General features: G+C 72.3%; 15 protein-coding genes. 5 read left to right on the plus strand and 10 right to left on the minus strand.

The window, feature by feature from the left end; all coding sequences use genetic code 11:
- Positions 1-175 precede the first annotated feature (175 nt).
- The 3 genes from ACZ5L9_RS05590 to ACZ5L9_RS05600 all read left to right on the plus strand — a co-directional run bounded on the left by ACZ5L9_RS05590 (position 176) and on the right by ACZ5L9_RS05600 (position 1,771).
- Complete coding sequence (locus ACZ5L9_RS05590; protein ID WP_464534753.1) at positions 176-1,168, plus strand: NAD(P)/FAD-dependent oxidoreductase; 993 nt, start codon at positions 176-178, stop codon at positions 1,166-1,168.
- Between the two features lie 25 nt (positions 1,169-1,193).
- Positions 1,194-1,532 (plus strand): indolepyruvate ferredoxin oxidoreductase subunit alpha, encoded by a 339-nt coding sequence (locus ACZ5L9_RS05595; protein ID WP_464534756.1) that lies wholly within the window; start codon positions 1,194-1,196, stop codon positions 1,530-1,532.
- A 116-nt stretch (positions 1,533-1,648) separates the two neighbouring features.
- Positions 1,649-1,771 (plus strand): hypothetical protein, encoded by a 123-nt coding sequence (locus ACZ5L9_RS05600; RefSeq protein WP_464534759.1) that lies wholly within the window; start codon positions 1,649-1,651, stop codon positions 1,769-1,771.
- Between the two features lie 78 nt (positions 1,772-1,849).
- Here ACZ5L9_RS05600 and ACZ5L9_RS05605 read toward each other — a convergent pair whose 3' ends face one another.
- Positions 1,850-2,323, minus strand: a complete 474-nt coding sequence (locus ACZ5L9_RS05605) for a hypothetical protein (RefSeq protein WP_464534763.1) — start codon at positions 2,321-2,323, stop codon at positions 1,850-1,852.
- A 221-nt stretch (positions 2,324-2,544) separates the two neighbouring features.
- Here ACZ5L9_RS05605 and ACZ5L9_RS05610 point away from each other — a divergent pair, with 221 nt between their 5' ends.
- Positions 2,545-3,702 (plus strand): acyl-CoA dehydrogenase family protein, encoded by a 1,158-nt coding sequence (locus ACZ5L9_RS05610; RefSeq protein WP_464534766.1) that lies wholly within the window; start codon positions 2,545-2,547, stop codon positions 3,700-3,702.
- An 88-nt stretch (positions 3,703-3,790) separates the two neighbouring features.
- Here ACZ5L9_RS05610 and ACZ5L9_RS05615 read toward each other — a convergent pair whose 3' ends face one another.
- The 6 genes from ACZ5L9_RS05615 to ACZ5L9_RS05640 all read right to left on the minus strand — a co-directional run bounded on the left by ACZ5L9_RS05615 (position 3,791) and on the right by ACZ5L9_RS05640 (position 11,634).
- Positions 3,791-4,432 carry a response regulator transcription factor gene (locus ACZ5L9_RS05615; RefSeq protein WP_464534770.1) on the minus strand — a complete coding sequence of 214 codons (642 nt, stop codon included), beginning with the start codon at positions 4,430-4,432 and terminating at the stop codon, positions 3,791-3,793.
- Positions 4,433-4,473: 41 nt separating this feature from the next.
- Entirely contained in the window at positions 4,474-5,922 is a 1,449-nt protein-coding gene (locus ACZ5L9_RS05620) for an aldehyde dehydrogenase family protein (protein WP_464534774.1), read from the minus strand.
- A gap of 37 nt (positions 5,923-5,959) precedes the next feature.
- Positions 5,960-7,960 (minus strand): primary-amine oxidase, encoded by a 2,001-nt coding sequence (locus ACZ5L9_RS05625; protein ID WP_464534778.1) that lies wholly within the window; start codon positions 7,958-7,960, stop codon positions 5,960-5,962.
- Between the two features lie 53 nt (positions 7,961-8,013).
- A complete protein-coding gene (locus ACZ5L9_RS05630; RefSeq protein ID WP_464534781.1) occupies positions 8,014-9,453 on the minus strand; it encodes an APC family permease in 1,440 nt (479 codons plus the stop codon).
- 118 nt (positions 9,454-9,571) lie between these two features.
- The gene (locus tag ACZ5L9_RS05635; RefSeq protein ID WP_464534786.1) at positions 9,572-11,080 is read right to left on the minus strand and encodes a PAS domain-containing sensor histidine kinase; all 1,509 of its coding nucleotides are present in this window, start codon (positions 11,078-11,080) and stop codon (positions 9,572-9,574) included.
- Between the two features lie 41 nt (positions 11,081-11,121).
- The gene (locus ACZ5L9_RS05640; RefSeq protein ID WP_464534791.1) at positions 11,122-11,634 is read right to left on the minus strand and encodes a flavin reductase; all 513 of its coding nucleotides are present in this window, start codon (positions 11,632-11,634) and stop codon (positions 11,122-11,124) included.
- Positions 11,635-11,851: 217 nt separating this feature from the next.
- On the opposite strand from ACZ5L9_RS05640, the gene ACZ5L9_RS05645 reads away from it, so the two are divergent.
- Complete coding sequence (locus ACZ5L9_RS05645; RefSeq protein WP_464534795.1) at positions 11,852-12,430, plus strand: TetR/AcrR family transcriptional regulator; 579 nt, start codon at positions 11,852-11,854, stop codon at positions 12,428-12,430.
- 72 nt (positions 12,431-12,502) lie between these two features.
- On the opposite strand, the gene thpR is transcribed toward ACZ5L9_RS05645, so the two are convergent.
- The 3 genes from thpR to ACZ5L9_RS05660 all read right to left on the minus strand — a co-directional run bounded on the left by thpR (position 12,503) and on the right by ACZ5L9_RS05660 (position 15,321).
- Complete coding sequence (thpR, locus tag ACZ5L9_RS05650; RefSeq protein ID WP_464534799.1) at positions 12,503-13,096, minus strand: RNA 2',3'-cyclic phosphodiesterase; 594 nt, start codon at positions 13,094-13,096, stop codon at positions 12,503-12,505.
- Between the two features lie 10 nt (positions 13,097-13,106).
- Positions 13,107-13,838 (minus strand): VIT1/CCC1 transporter family protein, encoded by a 732-nt coding sequence (locus ACZ5L9_RS05655; RefSeq protein WP_464534802.1) that lies wholly within the window; start codon positions 13,836-13,838, stop codon positions 13,107-13,109.
- Between the two features lie 64 nt (positions 13,839-13,902).
- The gene (locus ACZ5L9_RS05660) at positions 13,903-15,321 is read right to left on the minus strand and encodes an FAD-binding oxidoreductase (protein WP_464534805.1); all 1,419 of its coding nucleotides are present in this window, start codon (positions 15,319-15,321) and stop codon (positions 13,903-13,905) included.
- Between the last annotated feature and the right edge of the window lie 131 nt (positions 15,322-15,452).

Here is a 15,452-nt window from a genome sequence, read left to right on the forward strand (position 1 = left end):
GTCGGGAACAACGAGCCTGGTCCGCTCAGCGAACCGAGGCACCTCTTTGCTCCGATGGTCCGCTCAGCGGTCCAGGAGGCGCGACGACGCCGTCACGGATGCCTAGGTTCCCGGCTACTCACGGCCGATCCCGGCCCACCGACGACCCGCACGCACCACCAGCCGGAGGTTCCTCATGGCAGCGCCCGCATCCACGCTCACCACCGACGTCCTCATCCTCGGCGGCGGCCCGGCCGGTCTCTACGGCGCCTACTGCGCCGGGTTCCGCGGCCTGTCCACCGTCGTGGTCGACGTGCTGCCCCAGGCCGGCGGCCAGGTGATGGCGCTCTACCCGGAGAAGGAGATCCGCGACGTCGCGGCGATCCCCGGCATCCGCGGCCGCGACTTCGTCGCCGCGCTCGAGCAGCAGGCCGCGGCCTACCAGCCGACGTACCTCCTCGGGCGGCAGGCGGTGGCCCTGGAGCACGTGGGGGGAGCCCCGGTCGTCACCCTCGACGACGGCACCGTCATCGCCGCCGGCGCGGTGGTGATCACCGCCGGCATCGGCACGCCGACGCCGCGCGCGCTCGGCTGCGGCGAGGAGTGGGTCGGCTCCGCGCTCTCGTACTTCGTGCTCGACCCGTCCGCCCACGCCGGCCAGGACGTCGTGATCGTCGGCGGCGGCGACAGCGCCCTGGACTGGGCCGACGCGCTCGAGCCGATCGCCTCCTCGGTGGCGCTGGTGCACCGGCGGGCCGCCTTCCGCGGCCACGCGGCCACGCTGGCCCGGGTGCAGGCGAGCAGCGCCGCGATCCACACCGACTCCGAGGTCGTCGCCCTGCACGGCGACGCCGCCGCGGGCCGACTGGAGAAGGTCACCGTCCGAGCCAAGGACGGCACCGAGACCGTGGTCGCCGCCGACCACGTCATCGCCGCACTCGGCTTCATCAGCGACCTCGGCCCGCTGCGCGAGTGGGGCCTGGAGCTCCAGGCCCGCTCGGTCGTGGTGGACCGGTCGATGCGCACCAACCTGCCGCGCGTGTACGCCGCCGGCGACGTCACGGAGTACCCCGGCAAGGTCCGGCTGATGTCGGTCGGCTTCGGCGAGGTCGCCACCGCGATCAACCACGTCGCCGTCGACCTCGACCCCGAGCTCACCCTCTTCCCCGGTCACTCGACCGAGCACTGATCCGCCTACCCCGAAGGAACCCGTCATGAGCTACGTCATCGGCGCCGACTGCATCGACATCCTCGACCGCTCCTGCGTCGACGTGTGCCCCGTGGACTGCATCTACGAGGGCGACCGCAAGAGCTACATCAACCCCGACGAGTGCATCGACTGCGGCGCGTGCGAGGTGGAGTGCCCCGTGGGAGCGATCCAGGTCGACCGGCTGGTGCGCAAGGACCCGGCGAAGGCGGTCTTCCTGGAGGACTCGCGCGACTTCTTCACCGTCGTGCTGGACGGTCGCGACGCCGCGATCGGCACGCCCGGCGGCGCGCAGAAGTACGGCGAGATCGGCGTCGACACCGCGCTGGTCGCCGCCTTCGACTGAGCCCCCGATAGTCCGGGACGATGCGGCTGCCCCAGCGGCGATCCACCCAGCCAGAACGTCCCGGACTATCGAGCACACACCTCGGCGCCGAGTCGCCGTGGAAGAACCCCACGAGCGTGTCGATCCTGCCCCTGCTGGCGGAAGTCGCGTTGGTCCTGCTCGCCCTGGCTCTGCTGGGCGCTCTCCTCGCCGGTGCTGGGAGCGTCGTCGGCAGGGTCCGCGCGTCCCGGCGCTCCTGACGGCGGTCGATCGGGACGGCGGGTCCCTGCGGTGAGGGCCGGCCCCGGTAGGCCGGGGCGACCGAGGGAGCAGCCCCTTCAGCGGGCCGCCATCCCCCGGCGGACGAGCGTGATCCCGGCCAGGACGGCGGCGGCCAGGGCGAGGACGAAGCCGCCGTGCATCAGCAGGTCGGCAGCGCCGGGGACCGGGCCGCCGCCGCGCGCTCCCGACATGGCCATGCCCGGCATCCCAGACATCCCGGACATCCCGGACATCGCCGCGCCGTCGGCCGGCGGCGAGCTCATCGCCAGGTGGACCGTCACCATGCACAGGCCGATACCGGACATCAGGGTGAGCTCGGTGTCGGAGCAGCGCCGGCGCCAGGTCCGCAGCGAGCAGGTCGCGCACACCAGCGAGAGGGCCAGCATCGAGAGCGTCATGGTCAGCATCGCCCCACGAGTCGTCGCGAGCAGCGCGAGGTGGGCGACGAGGCATCCGATCGAGGCCACCACCGCGAGGCGGGGCAGCAGCTCGGGACGACACCGCGGGGCGGGGCCGGCGGAGATCGACATCGCGGCTCCTTCCGGTCGGGGTGGGCGTGGCGCCGTACGCGTGATCGCGAGTATCCGGCCGTGAGCCACGCCACCCAACCGTCGCGGATCGCTCAGCGAACCGCCACCCTCCCCCGGGCCGATCACTGAAGAATTCCCCTAGGTCAGCGCGCACAAGTCCCGATTCACCGCAGCGCCCCGCTTTCCTAGATTCGAGTGACCTACGACTCACAGGAGCGGTGATGACCCAGATCCAAGCCGACGTCCGCCCGGGCGTCGGCCCGAAGCCCGCGACGATGGACGACGTCCTGACCGAGCTGCGTGCGCGCCGCGAGGAGTTCCACGCCCAGCGCTACGTCCCGGCCGACTTCGTCGCGCGGCTCAAGGAGATCGGCATCTACCGTGCCGCCACGCCGAAGCGCTTCGGCGGCGACCCGCTCCGCCCGGCCGAGTTCCTGCGCCTGATCGAGGAGATCTCGACGGTCGACCCGTCGGCCGGCTGGGTGGCCAGCTTCGGCTGCCAGTCCTCCTACCTGGGCTCGCTCCCCGAGAGCACCCTGGAGGAGCTGTACGCCGACGGACCCGACCTGGTCTTCGCCGGAGCGCTCTTCCCGATCCAGGAGGCCCTCCCGATCGAGGGCGGCTTCTCGGTGAGCGGCCGCTGGAAGTTCGCCAGCGGGTGCAAGGCGGCCGAGGTGATCTGCGTCGGCATCCCCGGCGACGACTCCACCAGCGGCAAGCCGCGCGGCGCCCTCGTCGACCCCGCCCAGATCGAGATCGTCGAGGACTGGGACGTCGTCGGCATGCGCGGCACCGGCTCCTTCGACCTGGTCCTGGACAACGTCGAGGTGCCGACGAGCCGCACGTTCATCCGCGGTGGCGCACCCACGATCGACGAGCCGATCTACCGCTACCCGACGATCACGTACGCCGCCCAGGCGCTCTCGGTCACGGCGGCCGGCGCGGCCCGCGCGGCCCTGGACTTCGCCGAGGAGATCGGCGCCGGCCGGGCCGGGATCACCGGAGCCCCGAAGCTCGCCGACCGGCCCTACTACCGCACCGGCATCGCCGAGGCCGAGGCGATGCTCCGCTCGGCCCGGGCGTACTTCCTCGAGGCCGCCGAGGACGGCTGGGACGCCGCACTCGCGGGCCCGGTGCCGGACAAGGTCAACGCCCACCTGCGTCTCTCGGCCGCCCACCTCGCGCGCGTGTCCGCCGACGTGGTGAGCAAGGTGACCAGCATCTCCGGCACCGCGCCGATCTTCACCGGCCACCCGCTGCAGCACCTGCTCGGCGACGCCCTGGTGCCGCAGTCGCACGCGTTCCTCAGCCCCGCGATGTACGACGCCGCCGGCGCCGTGCTGATGGGTCAGCCGGCGACGGTGCCGGCCTTCCGCTGACGCCACGGAGCCACAAACGGCTGCGGCCCCCGCCAACCGGTGGGGGCCGCAGCCGTTTGTGGCTCCGTCGAGGTGCGCGCCGGGCGGGTCAGATCTCGACGCCGAAGACCAGGAGGTCGCGCACCAGGACGCCGAGCGTCTCGGCCTCGGTCTTGGCCTTGATCCGGGCGCGGTGCACGTCGATGGTCTTGGCGCTGGCGCCGAGCTCGCGGGCGATCGCGCGAGACGAGAGGCCCTGGATCACCAGGCCCAGCACCTCGCGCTCCCGCGCCGTGAGCGTCGCCACCCGGTCCGTCAGCAGGCGCCGGGCGGAGCACTCGGCGAAGCGACGCCGGGCCTCCTCGAGCTGGACCTGGACGACGTCGATCATCCGCTGGTGGTCGTACGGCTTCTCCAGGAAGTCGACCGCGCCCGCGCTCAGCGCGCGTACGGACATCGGGATGTCGCCGTGGGCGGAGCAGAAGACCAACGGGGCGGGGTAGCCGCGCGCGGTCAGCTCGGCCTGCAGCTGGAAGCCGTTCATCCCGGGCATCCGCACGTCGACGACCACCACGGCCGGCTCGGCGGGGTCGAACTCGTCGAGGAACGAGCCGGCGTCGGGGTAGGTCAGCGCCTCGATCCCCACGCTCTCGAAGAGGAACACCAGCGACTGCCGCAGGGCCTCGTCGTCGTCGACGATGTGCACCACCGGCGAGACCGCCTGGGACATGACGGGATCCGGGGAGGTCATCACACCTCCCCGGACCGAGTCGAGCAGAGCAACGCTCACGCCTACAGGACCACCGTGACCGTCTTGGCCTCGGTGTTGGCGAGGATGCCCTCGTAGCCGAGCTCGCGGCCGATGCCGCTGGCCTTGGTGCCGCCCCAGGGCAGCTGCGGGGCGAGCGGGGACCAGCCGTTGACGCCGATCGCGCCGGCCTGCAGCTGCGCGGCGACGCCGTGCGCCCGGCCCACGTCGCGGGTCCAGACGGTGGCGGCGAGGCCGTACTCGTTGTCGTTGGCCATCGCCACGACCTCGGCGTCGTCGTCGAACGGGATCACCGTGCCGACCGGCCCGAAGATCTCCTCGCGGGCGATCGTCAGGTCGTTGGTGCCGGCGAAGACGGTCGGCTGGACGAAGAAGCCGGGCCGCTCGGGCGCGGCACCGCCGGCGACCAGGTCGGCGCCCTCGGCGTTGCCCTTCGCGACGTACGACAGCACCCGCTCGCGCTGGGCCGCGTTGATCAGCGGACCCATCGTGGTGGCGGCGTCGAACGGGTCGCCGAGCACCTGCGCGGCGGCCGCGCCCTTGAGCCCGTCGATGACGGCGTCGTAGACCGAGCGGTGGGCGAAGACCCGGGTGCCGGCCGCGCAGACCTCGCCGGAGTTGGCGAACAGGCCCATCGCCAGGCCGGGGATCGCCGCGTCGAGGTCGGCGTCACCGAAGACGATCTGCGGCGACTTGCCGCCCAGCTCCAGGGTGGTGCGCTTGAAGTTGCTGGCCGAGTTGCGCAGGATCTCGCGGCCGACCTCGGTCGAGCCGGTGAAGCTGACCTTGTGCACGCCGCGGTGACTGGCGAGCGCGGCGCCGGCGACCTCGCCGATGCCGGGCAGCACCTGGACCACGCCCGCCGGGAAGCCGGCCTCCTCGATCAGCTTCGCGAGGTGCAGGATCGAGAGCGAGGCGTCCTCGGCCGGCTTCACGATCACGGTGTTGCCGGTCGCGAGGGCCGGGGCGAGCTTCCAGCCGAGGATCATCAGCGGGGAGTTCCACGGCACGATCGCCGCGATCACGCCGACCGGCTCGCGACGGGTGTAGGAGTGCGTCGGCGCACCGAAGTAGCCGTCGGAGCTGATCAGGTCGCCGTTGATCTTGTCGGCCCAGCCGGCGTAGTAGCGCAGCGAGGCGGTCAGGTTCGGGACGAAGAGCGCCTGGGCGAAGCCGAACGGCGTACCCATGTCGAGGGACTCGAGTGCGGCGAGGGTCTGGGCGTCGCGCTCGACCAGGTCGGCGAGGCGGTTGAGCAGCACCCCCTTCTGCGAGGGCGGCACCGCGGCCCACGAGCCGCGCAGCGCGTCGGTCGCGGCGGCGACCGCACGGTCGACGTCCTCGACGCCCGCGGCCGCGATCTTGGCGAGCGGCTCTCCGGTGCTGGGGTTGATCGCCTCGATCAGACCGCCAGCGCCGGCCGTCCACTCGCCGGCGAGGTACATCGAGGTGGTGAGCTCAGGGGTGTTCACTGCTTCTCCTAGGGGTCGCCGAGATCGGTGGGTGTGTTCAGCAGCCGCAGCCACAGCCACCGGGGCTGTCCTGCGTGGACTCGGTCGACGAGCCGTGGCACGTGCCCTTGTTCAGGTCCGGCACGTCGAGGGTGGGGTTGCGGTCGAAGAAGCCGTGCGGGCGCAGCTTGAAGCCGGCGTAGTCGACCGGCATGATCGGCCAGTCCTCCGGCCGCACGAAGTGGGTCAGGCCGAAGGTGTGCCACAGGACGACGTCCTCGCCGTCCAGCGCGCGGTCGCCCGCGACGTACGCCGGGAGGCCCGCGCCGCCGGGGTTCTGGTTGACGGTGTAGCCCGAGGGCCACAGCTCGTCGCGGTCGTACCGGGTGACCCACAGGTGGTGGCGGGCGAACGCGGCCCGGCGCGAGATCGAGGAGTCCTCGGCGGCCAGGAGCGTGGGCTGGCCCTCGGGCTGGAGCACGAAGCCGGTGGGGTGGCCGAACCGGTTGGTCCGCTCCGAGCTGGAGACGGTCCAGACCCGGTTGCGGTCGTTGGCGGCGGTACGGCGGGCCATCTGCTCGCCGGTGAGCCGCGTCGAGGTGCGCGCGATCGCGTTGCCCCACGGGTTGTCGGGCCCGACCGGCACCGAGACCGCGTCGAGCTCCTCGACGTGGTTGCGGATGCTGTCGACGGTGAAGTCGAGCCGCGCGGAGAACAGGTGCTGGTGCACCGGCGCGCCCAGGCCGGGGGCCATCGCATTGAAGTACGGGTCGACGCCGTCGTGGCCCGACGGGAACGGGATGCCGGTGGCCTTGACCTCGAGGTCGACGGTGCCGTCCAGGTAGAGCGACCAGTAGAAGCCGTAGTCGTAGTTGCCGACCGTGCCGAAGAACGACATCACCAGGCGACGCTGGCGCCGGGTCTCGGAGGTGCCGCTGAAGATGTCGGCGTGCTTCCACAGGACGCCGTAGTCCTCCTCGTGGATGCAGATCGCGTTGCGGATCGTCTGCGGCACGCAGAAGTCGTCGACGACGGTGGCGTCGAGGTAGGTGATCTCGCCGAGGCAGTCGCAGCCGAGCTCGAGGGAGTTGGCGAGGCGGCCGAACTGGTACTCGCCGAAGTCGAAGTAGTTCTGCCAGCCGTGGGTGGGACCGGGGTCGCCGTAGTTGACCACCATCTCGGAGACCGAGGCCCGGTAGAGCACCGGGCGCTCCTCGCCGCGGTCGCTGAAGGAGAGCTGGTGCAGCGTCAGGCCCTCGCGGCCGTTGAAGCCGAGGCGCACCTTCCAGTTCTGCCACTCCAGCACGCCGTCCTCGACGCTGAACGAGACGCCCTCGGGCTGGGTGATCGAGATCGGCTTGAGGTCGGTGCGCTCGGGCCCGCGGACCTCCGGGTCGAGGTAGTCGCCCGACTCGGTGGGCATGTGCTCGACGTCGGTCTCCACGACCCGCAGCACCTTGCCCGCGGTGACGTCGACGTGCGCGATGACGCCGCCGACCGGGTGTGCCCAGACCATCGCGCCCGGCTCGGGCTCGTAGAAGCTGAGCACCCGGTAGATGCGGTGACCGACCTCGTCCTCGTACCCGAAGACGCCCGCGGAGAGCGGGACCGGGCGGACCTTGTCGATGTCGGCGACGCCGCGCTTGCGGACCGCCCCGCACCACGCCTCGTCGGCCTTCACGATCTGGTCGACGAGCGGGTAGTCCTCGTCCAGGCAGGGGCCGAAGCCGTCCCGGCTGGTGTCGAGCAGCTCACGCGAGACGACCCGGCCCGCGCCGAGGTCGACGACCACGGCGCTGACCGTCAGGTCGTCCAGCGCGGTGTGCAACAGGCTGACCTCGCGGGCGATCGGGGCGACGCCGTCCCAGCCGAACACGTCGGCCTTCTCCGGCTCGCGCAGCATCACGTACGAGACGCGGGAGTCGGCCGCCATCAGGCCGGCCTCCGCGAGGATCTCGCGGGTGCGGTCGATCTCGGCGGCGGTGAGCGCGGCGAGGGGGTGGCGCGGCGCGGCGTCGGGAGCGCTGGTCGCGGCGATGTCGAGGACGTCGGAGGTCATGGGTGGTGCTCCTGTGAAGACGTGAACGGGAAAACGGAGGAGGTCGGGGGCGGTCAGGCCAGCTCGGGAACGCCGGGCAGCCCGGGGTCCGCGGCGCGGCGCGCCGAGGCACGCAGGACGCCGGCGACGAAGGCGATCGGCACCGAGCCGAGCAGCAGCCACAGCGTCAGGCCGGTGCCGCCGGTGAGGACGCCGAAGTTGGTCACCACCATGGCCAGCACGCCGACCATCAGCAGCGCGGAGAGCACCGGAGCGACGAGCGTGGTCCAGAGGTTGGTCTCGAGGCGGGTCCGGCGGAAGAAGACCACCACCGAGGCCGAGGTCAGCACGTAGAGCACGACCAAGGCCGCCACCGCGAGGCCGGCGAACCAGCTGAAGAGGGTGGCGACGGGGTCCTGTCCGCCGAGCGCGAAGGCGGCCACCACGACGCCCGCGATGAGGGTCTGCACGAGCGAGGCCGTCGCCGGTGCCAGGTGGCGGTTCGTGCGGGCCAGCGCCGCCGGCAGGATCCCGGCACCCGCCATCGCGTGGAAGTAGCGGGTGATCATGTTGTGGAAGGCGAGGATGCCGGCGAAGAGCGAGGTGCACAGCAGCACGCTGGCCGCGGTGCCGGCCCACCCGCCGAGGACGTCGTCCAGCGGACGTACGGCGAAGGCCGACGGGTCGCCCTGCAGGGCCGCGAGGGCGGCGCCCTGGACCTTGCCCGGGCCGTAGTAGACCACCAGCATCCAGGTGAGGGCGGCGAGGAAGATCGCGACCGCCACGACGGCGGCGTACGTCGCTCGCGGGACCGTGCGGCGCGGGTCCTTGGCCTCGGCGGCGTAGATCGCGGTGGACTCGAAGCCGAACATGCAGGCGATCGCGAACATGATCGCGATCCCGGGTGCCCCCGCCATCACCGCGTGCGGGCCGAAGCTGGCGCCGACGTCGAGCGAGCCGACGCCGCGCCGGGCCACCACGCCGACGGCGAAGGCGACCAGCAGCACGATCTCGAGCGTGACCAGCACCGCCAAGATCTGGGCGCCTACCTCGACCGTGCGCGAGCCGAGGAACCACACCGCCGCGATCGCGACGGCGACCCAGACCCACCACGGGGTGGACAGGCCGAGGTGGTCGGCGAGCAGGCCCGAGAGGCTCGCACCGAACAGGCCGTACATCGCGAGCTGGATCGCGTTGTACGACAGCAGCGCGACCACCGACCCGCCCGTGCCGACGCGGCGGCCGAGGCCGGCTCGGATCAGCGCGAAGAAGCCGCCGTGGCTGTCCACGTGGCGGGTGATCGTGGTGAAGCCGACCGCGAACAGGATGATGACCGCGCCGACCGCCAGGTACGCGCCGGGGACGCCGGCGCCGTTGCCGAGCGCGACCGCGACGCCCGCGGCGCCGACGATGCTGGTCAGCGGGGCCTGCGCCGACAGGACGAAGAACAGGATCCCGGCGACGCCGAACGCGTCCTTCTTCAGGTCGGTGCTGACCTGCGGTGTGTGAGACACGGCCGGGCCTCCCGTGGCGCTGGACGGATGTCGCCGTCACTCCTCGTCGGGGTGACGCAGCCCACACACTCTCCCGAGACCCTCAACCTTGTCAATTGGAAAGTTTTGAAGAAATCCCCTAGGGAGCCAGGGGAAGCGCGAAGGCGAACCGCGACCCGCCCTCGTCCCGGCGCTCGGCCCAGATCGAGCCGTGCTGGCGGGTGATGATCCGGTAGCTCAGCGCCAGCCCGATGCCCGAGCCGTGCTCCTTGGAGGTGAAGCTGTCGACGAACGGGTCGCGGGCGATCCCGCGGCCCTCGTCCTCGACGCTCACCACCCCGCCCGCGCCGCCGGGTCGCACCACGATGCGCAGCCGTCGCCCGGTTCCCGCGGCGGCCATCTCGTCGATCGCGTTGAAGCAGAGGTTGAGCACCACCTGGCCGGTGAGCACCCGTTCGCAGCGCACCATCACCGGCGTCGGGCTCGGCTCCACCAGGACCTCGACGCCGGCCGCCTCTGCCCGCAGCCGGACGAAGTACTCACACTCCGCGACGACCTCGCGCAGGTCGACCGTCTCCCCCACGTGCTCGAGGTGACCGACGAAGCCCCGCAGCGCCTCCACGATCTTGCTCGCCCGCTCGATCTGACGACGGGCGCTCTCGATCCCGTGGGTGATCGCGCCGGCGTCGAGCATCGTACGGTCGTCGGCGCCCGGGGCGGCACCGGTGCCGGCTGCGATGCCGACCCGGGCCAGGACGCCGCCGAGGTAGTTCCCGGCCGCCGCGAGCGGCTGGCCGAGCTCGTGCGCGATCGCCATCGCCATGTCGCCCATCGCGTTGTAGCGCGCCAGGTAGTTCTCCCGCTGCGTCTCGCGCTCGCGGACGACCTCGCCCTGCACCCGGTCGGAGACGTCGTGCAGGATCAGCAGGAAGGTGCCGCCCTCCGTGTCGTTGAGCCGCTCGACGCTGCCCTCCAGCCAGGCGGCACCGGCCCCACCGAGGACCTCGAGCTGCACCCGGGCCACAGGCGCCGCGGCCTCCACCACGTCGCGCCACCCCACGACCGCACCGTCCAGCCGCAGCCGGGCGCGTTCCTCCAGGGGGCCGAGCGGACCACGCAGATCGGCACCGATCAGCGTCATCGCCGAGTCGGTGGCGAAGTGCAGAACCCCGCCGTGGTCGGCCATCAGCGCGGCGGTGGAGGTCTGGCGGGCCAGCGCGTCGAGGTACGACGTCGCCAGCCGCAGCTCCTGGGCGACGTGCTGCTCGCGCTCGATGTCGCGGAACTGCACCATCACCGCGGGTCCCTGGGCGAGCTCGACACGGGTGGCGATGGCGTCGGTCGGGATGATCCGTCCGGTGCGCGAGCGGTAGTGCCACTCGACCCGGCTCACGCCGTGCTCGACCGCGTCCTGCAGCCAGGCCCGGCCGAGCACGCGGTCGTACTGCTGGGCGGAGCTGCTCATGTCGTTGGCCTTGAGCGGCCGCAGCTCCTCGATGTCCCACTCGAGCATGGCGCAGGCCGCCGGGTTGGCCCACAGGATGTTCTTCGTCGCGGCGTCGTGGACCAGCACGCACTGCTGCGCCGCCGACATCATCGCGACGAAGTCGCCGCTGACCAGCTCGGGCGAGCGCGGATCTACCGTCATGGCGGCAGCGTATGTCGCCGACCGGGGCCCGATCCGGCGGCTCAGCAGGCGTCGAGGGAGTGGAAGCGGCGCTGGAAGTAGACCAGCGCGCCGGCGTCCTCGTTGAGGATGATCCGCTCGACCTCGACGAACATCACCGAGTGCGACCCCTGGCCGCTGATCTCGGTGATCCGGCCGATCACCGACGCGGCGGCGCCGACGAGGACCGGCACGTCGGCGCTGGTGTAGTCCCACTCGCCGGCCGCGAACCGGTCCACCCCGGAGGCGCCGGTGGCACCGGCGAAGAGCATCGCGACGTCCTCGTGCCGGCCACCCAGCACGTTGACGCACAGCCGGCCGTTGGCCTCGAACGTCGCGTGGCTGCGGCTCGACCGGTTGATGCACACCAGCAGCGTCGGCGGGGTGTCGGTCACCGAGCAGACAGCGCTCACGGTGAGCCCCGCGGGGCCGGCGGGGCCGTCGGTCGTGACGATGTTGACCCCGGCCGACAGGTTGGCCATGGCGGAGCGGAACAGCTGTTGGCGGGGCGTCGTCTCGATCATCGTCGCAGTCACCTGGTTCCTCCTCGATCGAACTCGTGTGAGCGTGCTACCGACGCTAGGAGCCGGACGGCGTCGGCAACATCGAGAGATCCTTCGGCGCTGCTGAGGAAATCCCCTACGTCCGGGCCCGGCATTGCTGACGACCGGCACCCGATCGCGGCCTCCGGATCGCTACGCTGCAAGCCGACGCCCAGGCCGACGGATGACCAGGCCGACGGAGGAGGTGCCGATGGCAGTCAGCTACGGGACGGGTCGCCAGGCCCTGCTCGAGGCCGCCGTCCGCGTGGTCGCCGCCGAGGGACTGCGCGGGATGACCTACCGCTCGGTCGCAGCCGAGGCGGGCGTCAGCCACGCGTCGGTCCGCTATCACTTCGGCGACTGGTCGACGCTGTTGGAGGAGGCGCTCGCGTACTGCCTGGAACGCAGCGCGTCCGACACCCTGCTCGCCTCCAGCGGCCCCGGCTTCGAGGGCTTCGCCGAGTCCCTGGTCGCGATGGTCACCCAGAACCCCGACCTGCAGGCCTTCCAGTACGAGCTCAACCTCGAGTCGCGGCGCCGCCCCGAGCTGCGCCGGCTGATGGAGACGGTCGACAACTCCTACCGCGAGCTGGTCGGTCGCGAGCTCGCGCGCAACGGCCTCGACGACCCGGACCTGGTCGAGGCGGTCTACGTCGCCCTCGACGGCCTGGTGTTGCACCAGACGATCTTCGCCGACCGCGCCCGCACCGCCCGGGCGCTGGCGGCGCTGCGCCGGCTGCTGGCGACGTACGCCGCGGAGCACAGCCGGCAGGCCCCGCTCCGGGGGTAACACGATGTTCACGGAGGTAGCAGCGCGTTGCGTCAGGCTGCTACCCACCGCGAACGACGTGTTACCCCAACCTCAGCCACCCAGCGGGAGCTCCCCCAGCACCTCGTACCGCGGCCGCCCCCGCGGCCCCTCGCCCAGGTGCGACCGGACCAGCGAGATCGCGGAGGCGGACCAGGTCGGGCCGCGGTAGGTGTCGAGCAGCCGCACCCAGTTGCTGACCTCGCCGGGGACGCCGAGGCGGGCGAGCGTGACGTGCGGGCGGAAGCGGGCGCCACGCCGTCCTGAGCCTGTCGAGGGGTCGACCTCGACGCCGCTGCGGGCCGCCGCCGTCCGGGCTCCGGTCGCGAGCCGGTCGAGCTCGACCCGGCCCTCGGCGGTGGCGCAGGCGAGCCCCGCCCAGATCACCCGGGCGCGACCCGCGTTCGGGAAGGCGCCGCCGCCGGCGATCGTGACGTCGAACGCCGTACGCCGGGCCGCGGCCCGGGCCAGCCGCTCCAGGAGATCGTCGAGGCGCCACTCCTCGACGTCACCGAGGAAGGCCAGGGTCAGGTGCAGCTGGCTCGCGTCCGCCCAGCGGAAGGACGCGGCCGAGCGTCGTACGTCCAGGAAGGAGTCGAGGTCCTCGACCGCCTCCTCCGGCGGGATCAGCGCGACGAAGAGCCTCACCGCCGGATCATCACCCGACCTGGGTGCCGAGCAGGTTCCCGATCAGCATCGTGACGACCATCGCGAAGACGCCGCCGCCGACGTTGCGCAGGACGGCGGGCAGCGGGCGGGCGCTGCTGAACCGGGCCGAGGTGAACCCGGTGAGCGCCAGCGCCGCGGCGACCGCGACGATGGTGACGTAGAAGCGCTCCGGGCTCGGCAGCAGGATGGTCAGCAGCGGCAGCAGCGCGCCGACGGTGAACGCGAGCATCGAGGCGAGCGCCGCGTTCCACGGCTTCGTCACGTCGTCGAGGTCGATGCCGAACTCGAACTCGGCGTGCGCGCGCAGGTCGTCCTTCGCCGTCATCTCCAGCGCCGCCTGACGCGCGACGTCGGGCGAGAGGCCCTTCTCCGCGAGCAGCGAGGTGAGGTGGTCGAGCTCCTCGTCCGGCATCTTCGCCAGGTCCTTCTTCTCGGCCGCGATCAGGGCGAGCTCGGCGTCACGCTGGGTCGAGACCGAGACGTACTCCCCCGCGGCCATCGAGAGCGCACCGGCCACGAGCGCGGCCGTTCCGGCGATGAAGATGTCGGAGCGATGGCTGGTCGCGCCCGCGACGCCCATCACGAGGCCGGCGACCGAGACGATGCCGTCGTTGGCGCCGAGGACGCCGGCGCGCAGCCAGTTGAGCCGGTTGCTCAACCCCTCGACGTCACCGTGCTCGTGGTGCGACAGATCCACGGTCTCAACGCTCTCGGATGCCATGCGGCCCATCGTCCCAACACGGGACGACGGGCCGCAAACAAGGTGAGGCGCTCCTAACGGATCCTCAGGCGGTCGGTCGTCCGCCCTCGTAGAGCCGCGGCACGGGGTGGTTCGCCGCGAAGACGCCGTGCGGGTCGACCGCGCAGCGGATCCCCTTCAGCTGCAGCCACCGGTCCTCGCCGTACGCGGAGCGGCAGTCGACCGCGCTCTCGGCGAAGTTGAGGTAGTGCGTGCCGGTGGCGTACGGCGCCAGCGCCTCGGTGACGGTGACCGCGTCGGCACGCGCCTGCGCGCCCATCTCCGGCGTGATCGCCATGCCACCGGCGAAGACCGCGAACTGGCCCTCGAGGTGGCTCAGCACGCCGCCGCCCTCGGCCGGACGTCCGACCGCACCGCCGAGCTGGCGCAGCTCGGCGAGGAGCAGCGAGGTCGTCGCGTCCGGGCCGACCTCGGCCCAGAAGGCGTCGACGCCGGCATCGGGCAGCCCGGCGAGCACGGTCGAGCCCGAGGCGAACGGTGCTCCGCCCTCCGGGTCCATGTGGATCCGGGTGACGGCCGTGGTCGGCACCCGGCCGAACGTGTCGATCTCCGGGCGCAGGGCCCGGAACGCACCGAGGATCTCGGCGGCGCGCTCGTCGCTGCCCAGCACGGCACCGTCGAGGACGGCGATCCGGCGTCCGCGCAGCGGCTCCGGGATGTCCGGGATCGGGGGGAGCCGCATCGCACGGAAGGAGGCGCTGACCTCGTCCGGTGCGCCGGGCGCCCAGGCGGCGTACTCCCGCAGCACCCGCTCCGCGTCGGACAGGTCCCAGACCATCATCCCGGCGTACGCCGAGTCGATCGGGAACATCCGGAACTCCAGCGCGACCACGACGCCGAAGCTGCCGCCGCCACCGCGCAGCGCCCAGAAGAGCGGCGCGTTCTGCTCGGCATCGGCCCGTACGAGGGTGCCGTCGCCGACCACGACCTCGGCGGCGACCAGGCTGTTGGCCGCCAGGCCGAGCTTGCGGGCGTACCAGCCGATGCCGCCGCCCAGGGTGAAGCCGGCGACGCCGACATCCGGCGACGAGCCGTGCAGCACCGCACACCCGTGTGCGGCCGCGGCCTCGACGACCGGCTCCCAGACGGCCCCGCCCTCGACGCGGACCACGCCGCGGTCGGCGTCGACGCTGAGCCGGTCCAGGCCTCCGGTGCGCAGCACGACGACGTCGTCGAGACCGCGCTCGGCCAGCGGGCCGGCGTTGTGGCCGGTGGATTGCGGGGCGATCCGCAGGCCGGTGACGGAGGCGGCGCGTACGAGGGCGGCGACCTCGTCGACGGTCCGCGGCTGGGCGACGGCTGCGGGGCGCTGGTCCACGGCGAGGTTCCAGGCGATCCGGGCCGCGTCGTAGCCGGCGTCGCCGGAGAGGTGGATGCGGTCACTGCCGCTGGTGCCCCAGATGCTGCGCAGGGCTTCGGCGGGGTGGACGTCGAGGACGGTCATGACGATTCCTTCGGTTCGGGGTGGTGTCCGGTGATGTCTCCGACGCTCCACCAGGCCGCTGGGGGACGACTGGGGATCGACTGGGGGACCGACTTGGGGGACCGACTTGGGGGGACCGACTTGGGGGACCG

This window comes from Nocardioides sp. JCM 18998, from assembly GCF_055391535.1.

Excerpts from the sequence above, each read along its gene's own strand:
- ACZ5L9_RS05590 (WP_464534753.1), top strand. The coding sequence starts at position 176 with ATGGCAGCGCCCGCATCCACGCTCACCACCGACGTCCTCATCCTCGGC.
- ACZ5L9_RS05595 (WP_464534756.1), top strand. The coding sequence starts at position 1,194 with ATGAGCTACGTCATCGGCGCCGACTGCATCGACATCCTCGACCGCTCC.
- ACZ5L9_RS05605 (WP_464534763.1), bottom strand. The coding sequence starts at position 2,323 with ATGTCGATCTCCGCCGGCCCCGCCCCGCGGTGTCGTCCCGAGCTGCTG.
- ACZ5L9_RS05610 (WP_464534766.1), top strand. The coding sequence starts at position 2,545 with ATGACCCAGATCCAAGCCGACGTCCGCCCGGGCGTCGGCCCGAAGCCC.
- ACZ5L9_RS05615 (WP_464534770.1), bottom strand. The coding sequence starts at position 4,432 with ATGACCTCCCCGGATCCCGTCATGTCCCAGGCGGTCTCGCCGGTGGTG.
- ACZ5L9_RS05625 (WP_464534778.1), bottom strand. The coding sequence starts at position 7,960 with ATGACCTCCGACGTCCTCGACATCGCCGCGACCAGCGCTCCCGACGCC.
- ACZ5L9_RS05635 (WP_464534786.1), bottom strand. The coding sequence starts at position 11,080 with ATGACGGTAGATCCGCGCTCGCCCGAGCTGGTCAGCGGCGACTTCGTC.
- ACZ5L9_RS05645 (WP_464534795.1), top strand. The coding sequence starts at position 11,852 with ATGGCAGTCAGCTACGGGACGGGTCGCCAGGCCCTGCTCGAGGCCGCC.
- ACZ5L9_RS05655 (WP_464534802.1), bottom strand. The coding sequence starts at position 13,838 with ATGGCATCCGAGAGCGTTGAGACCGTGGATCTGTCGCACCACGAGCAC.
- ACZ5L9_RS05660 (WP_464534805.1), bottom strand. The coding sequence starts at position 15,321 with ATGACCGTCCTCGACGTCCACCCCGCCGAAGCCCTGCGCAGCATCTGG.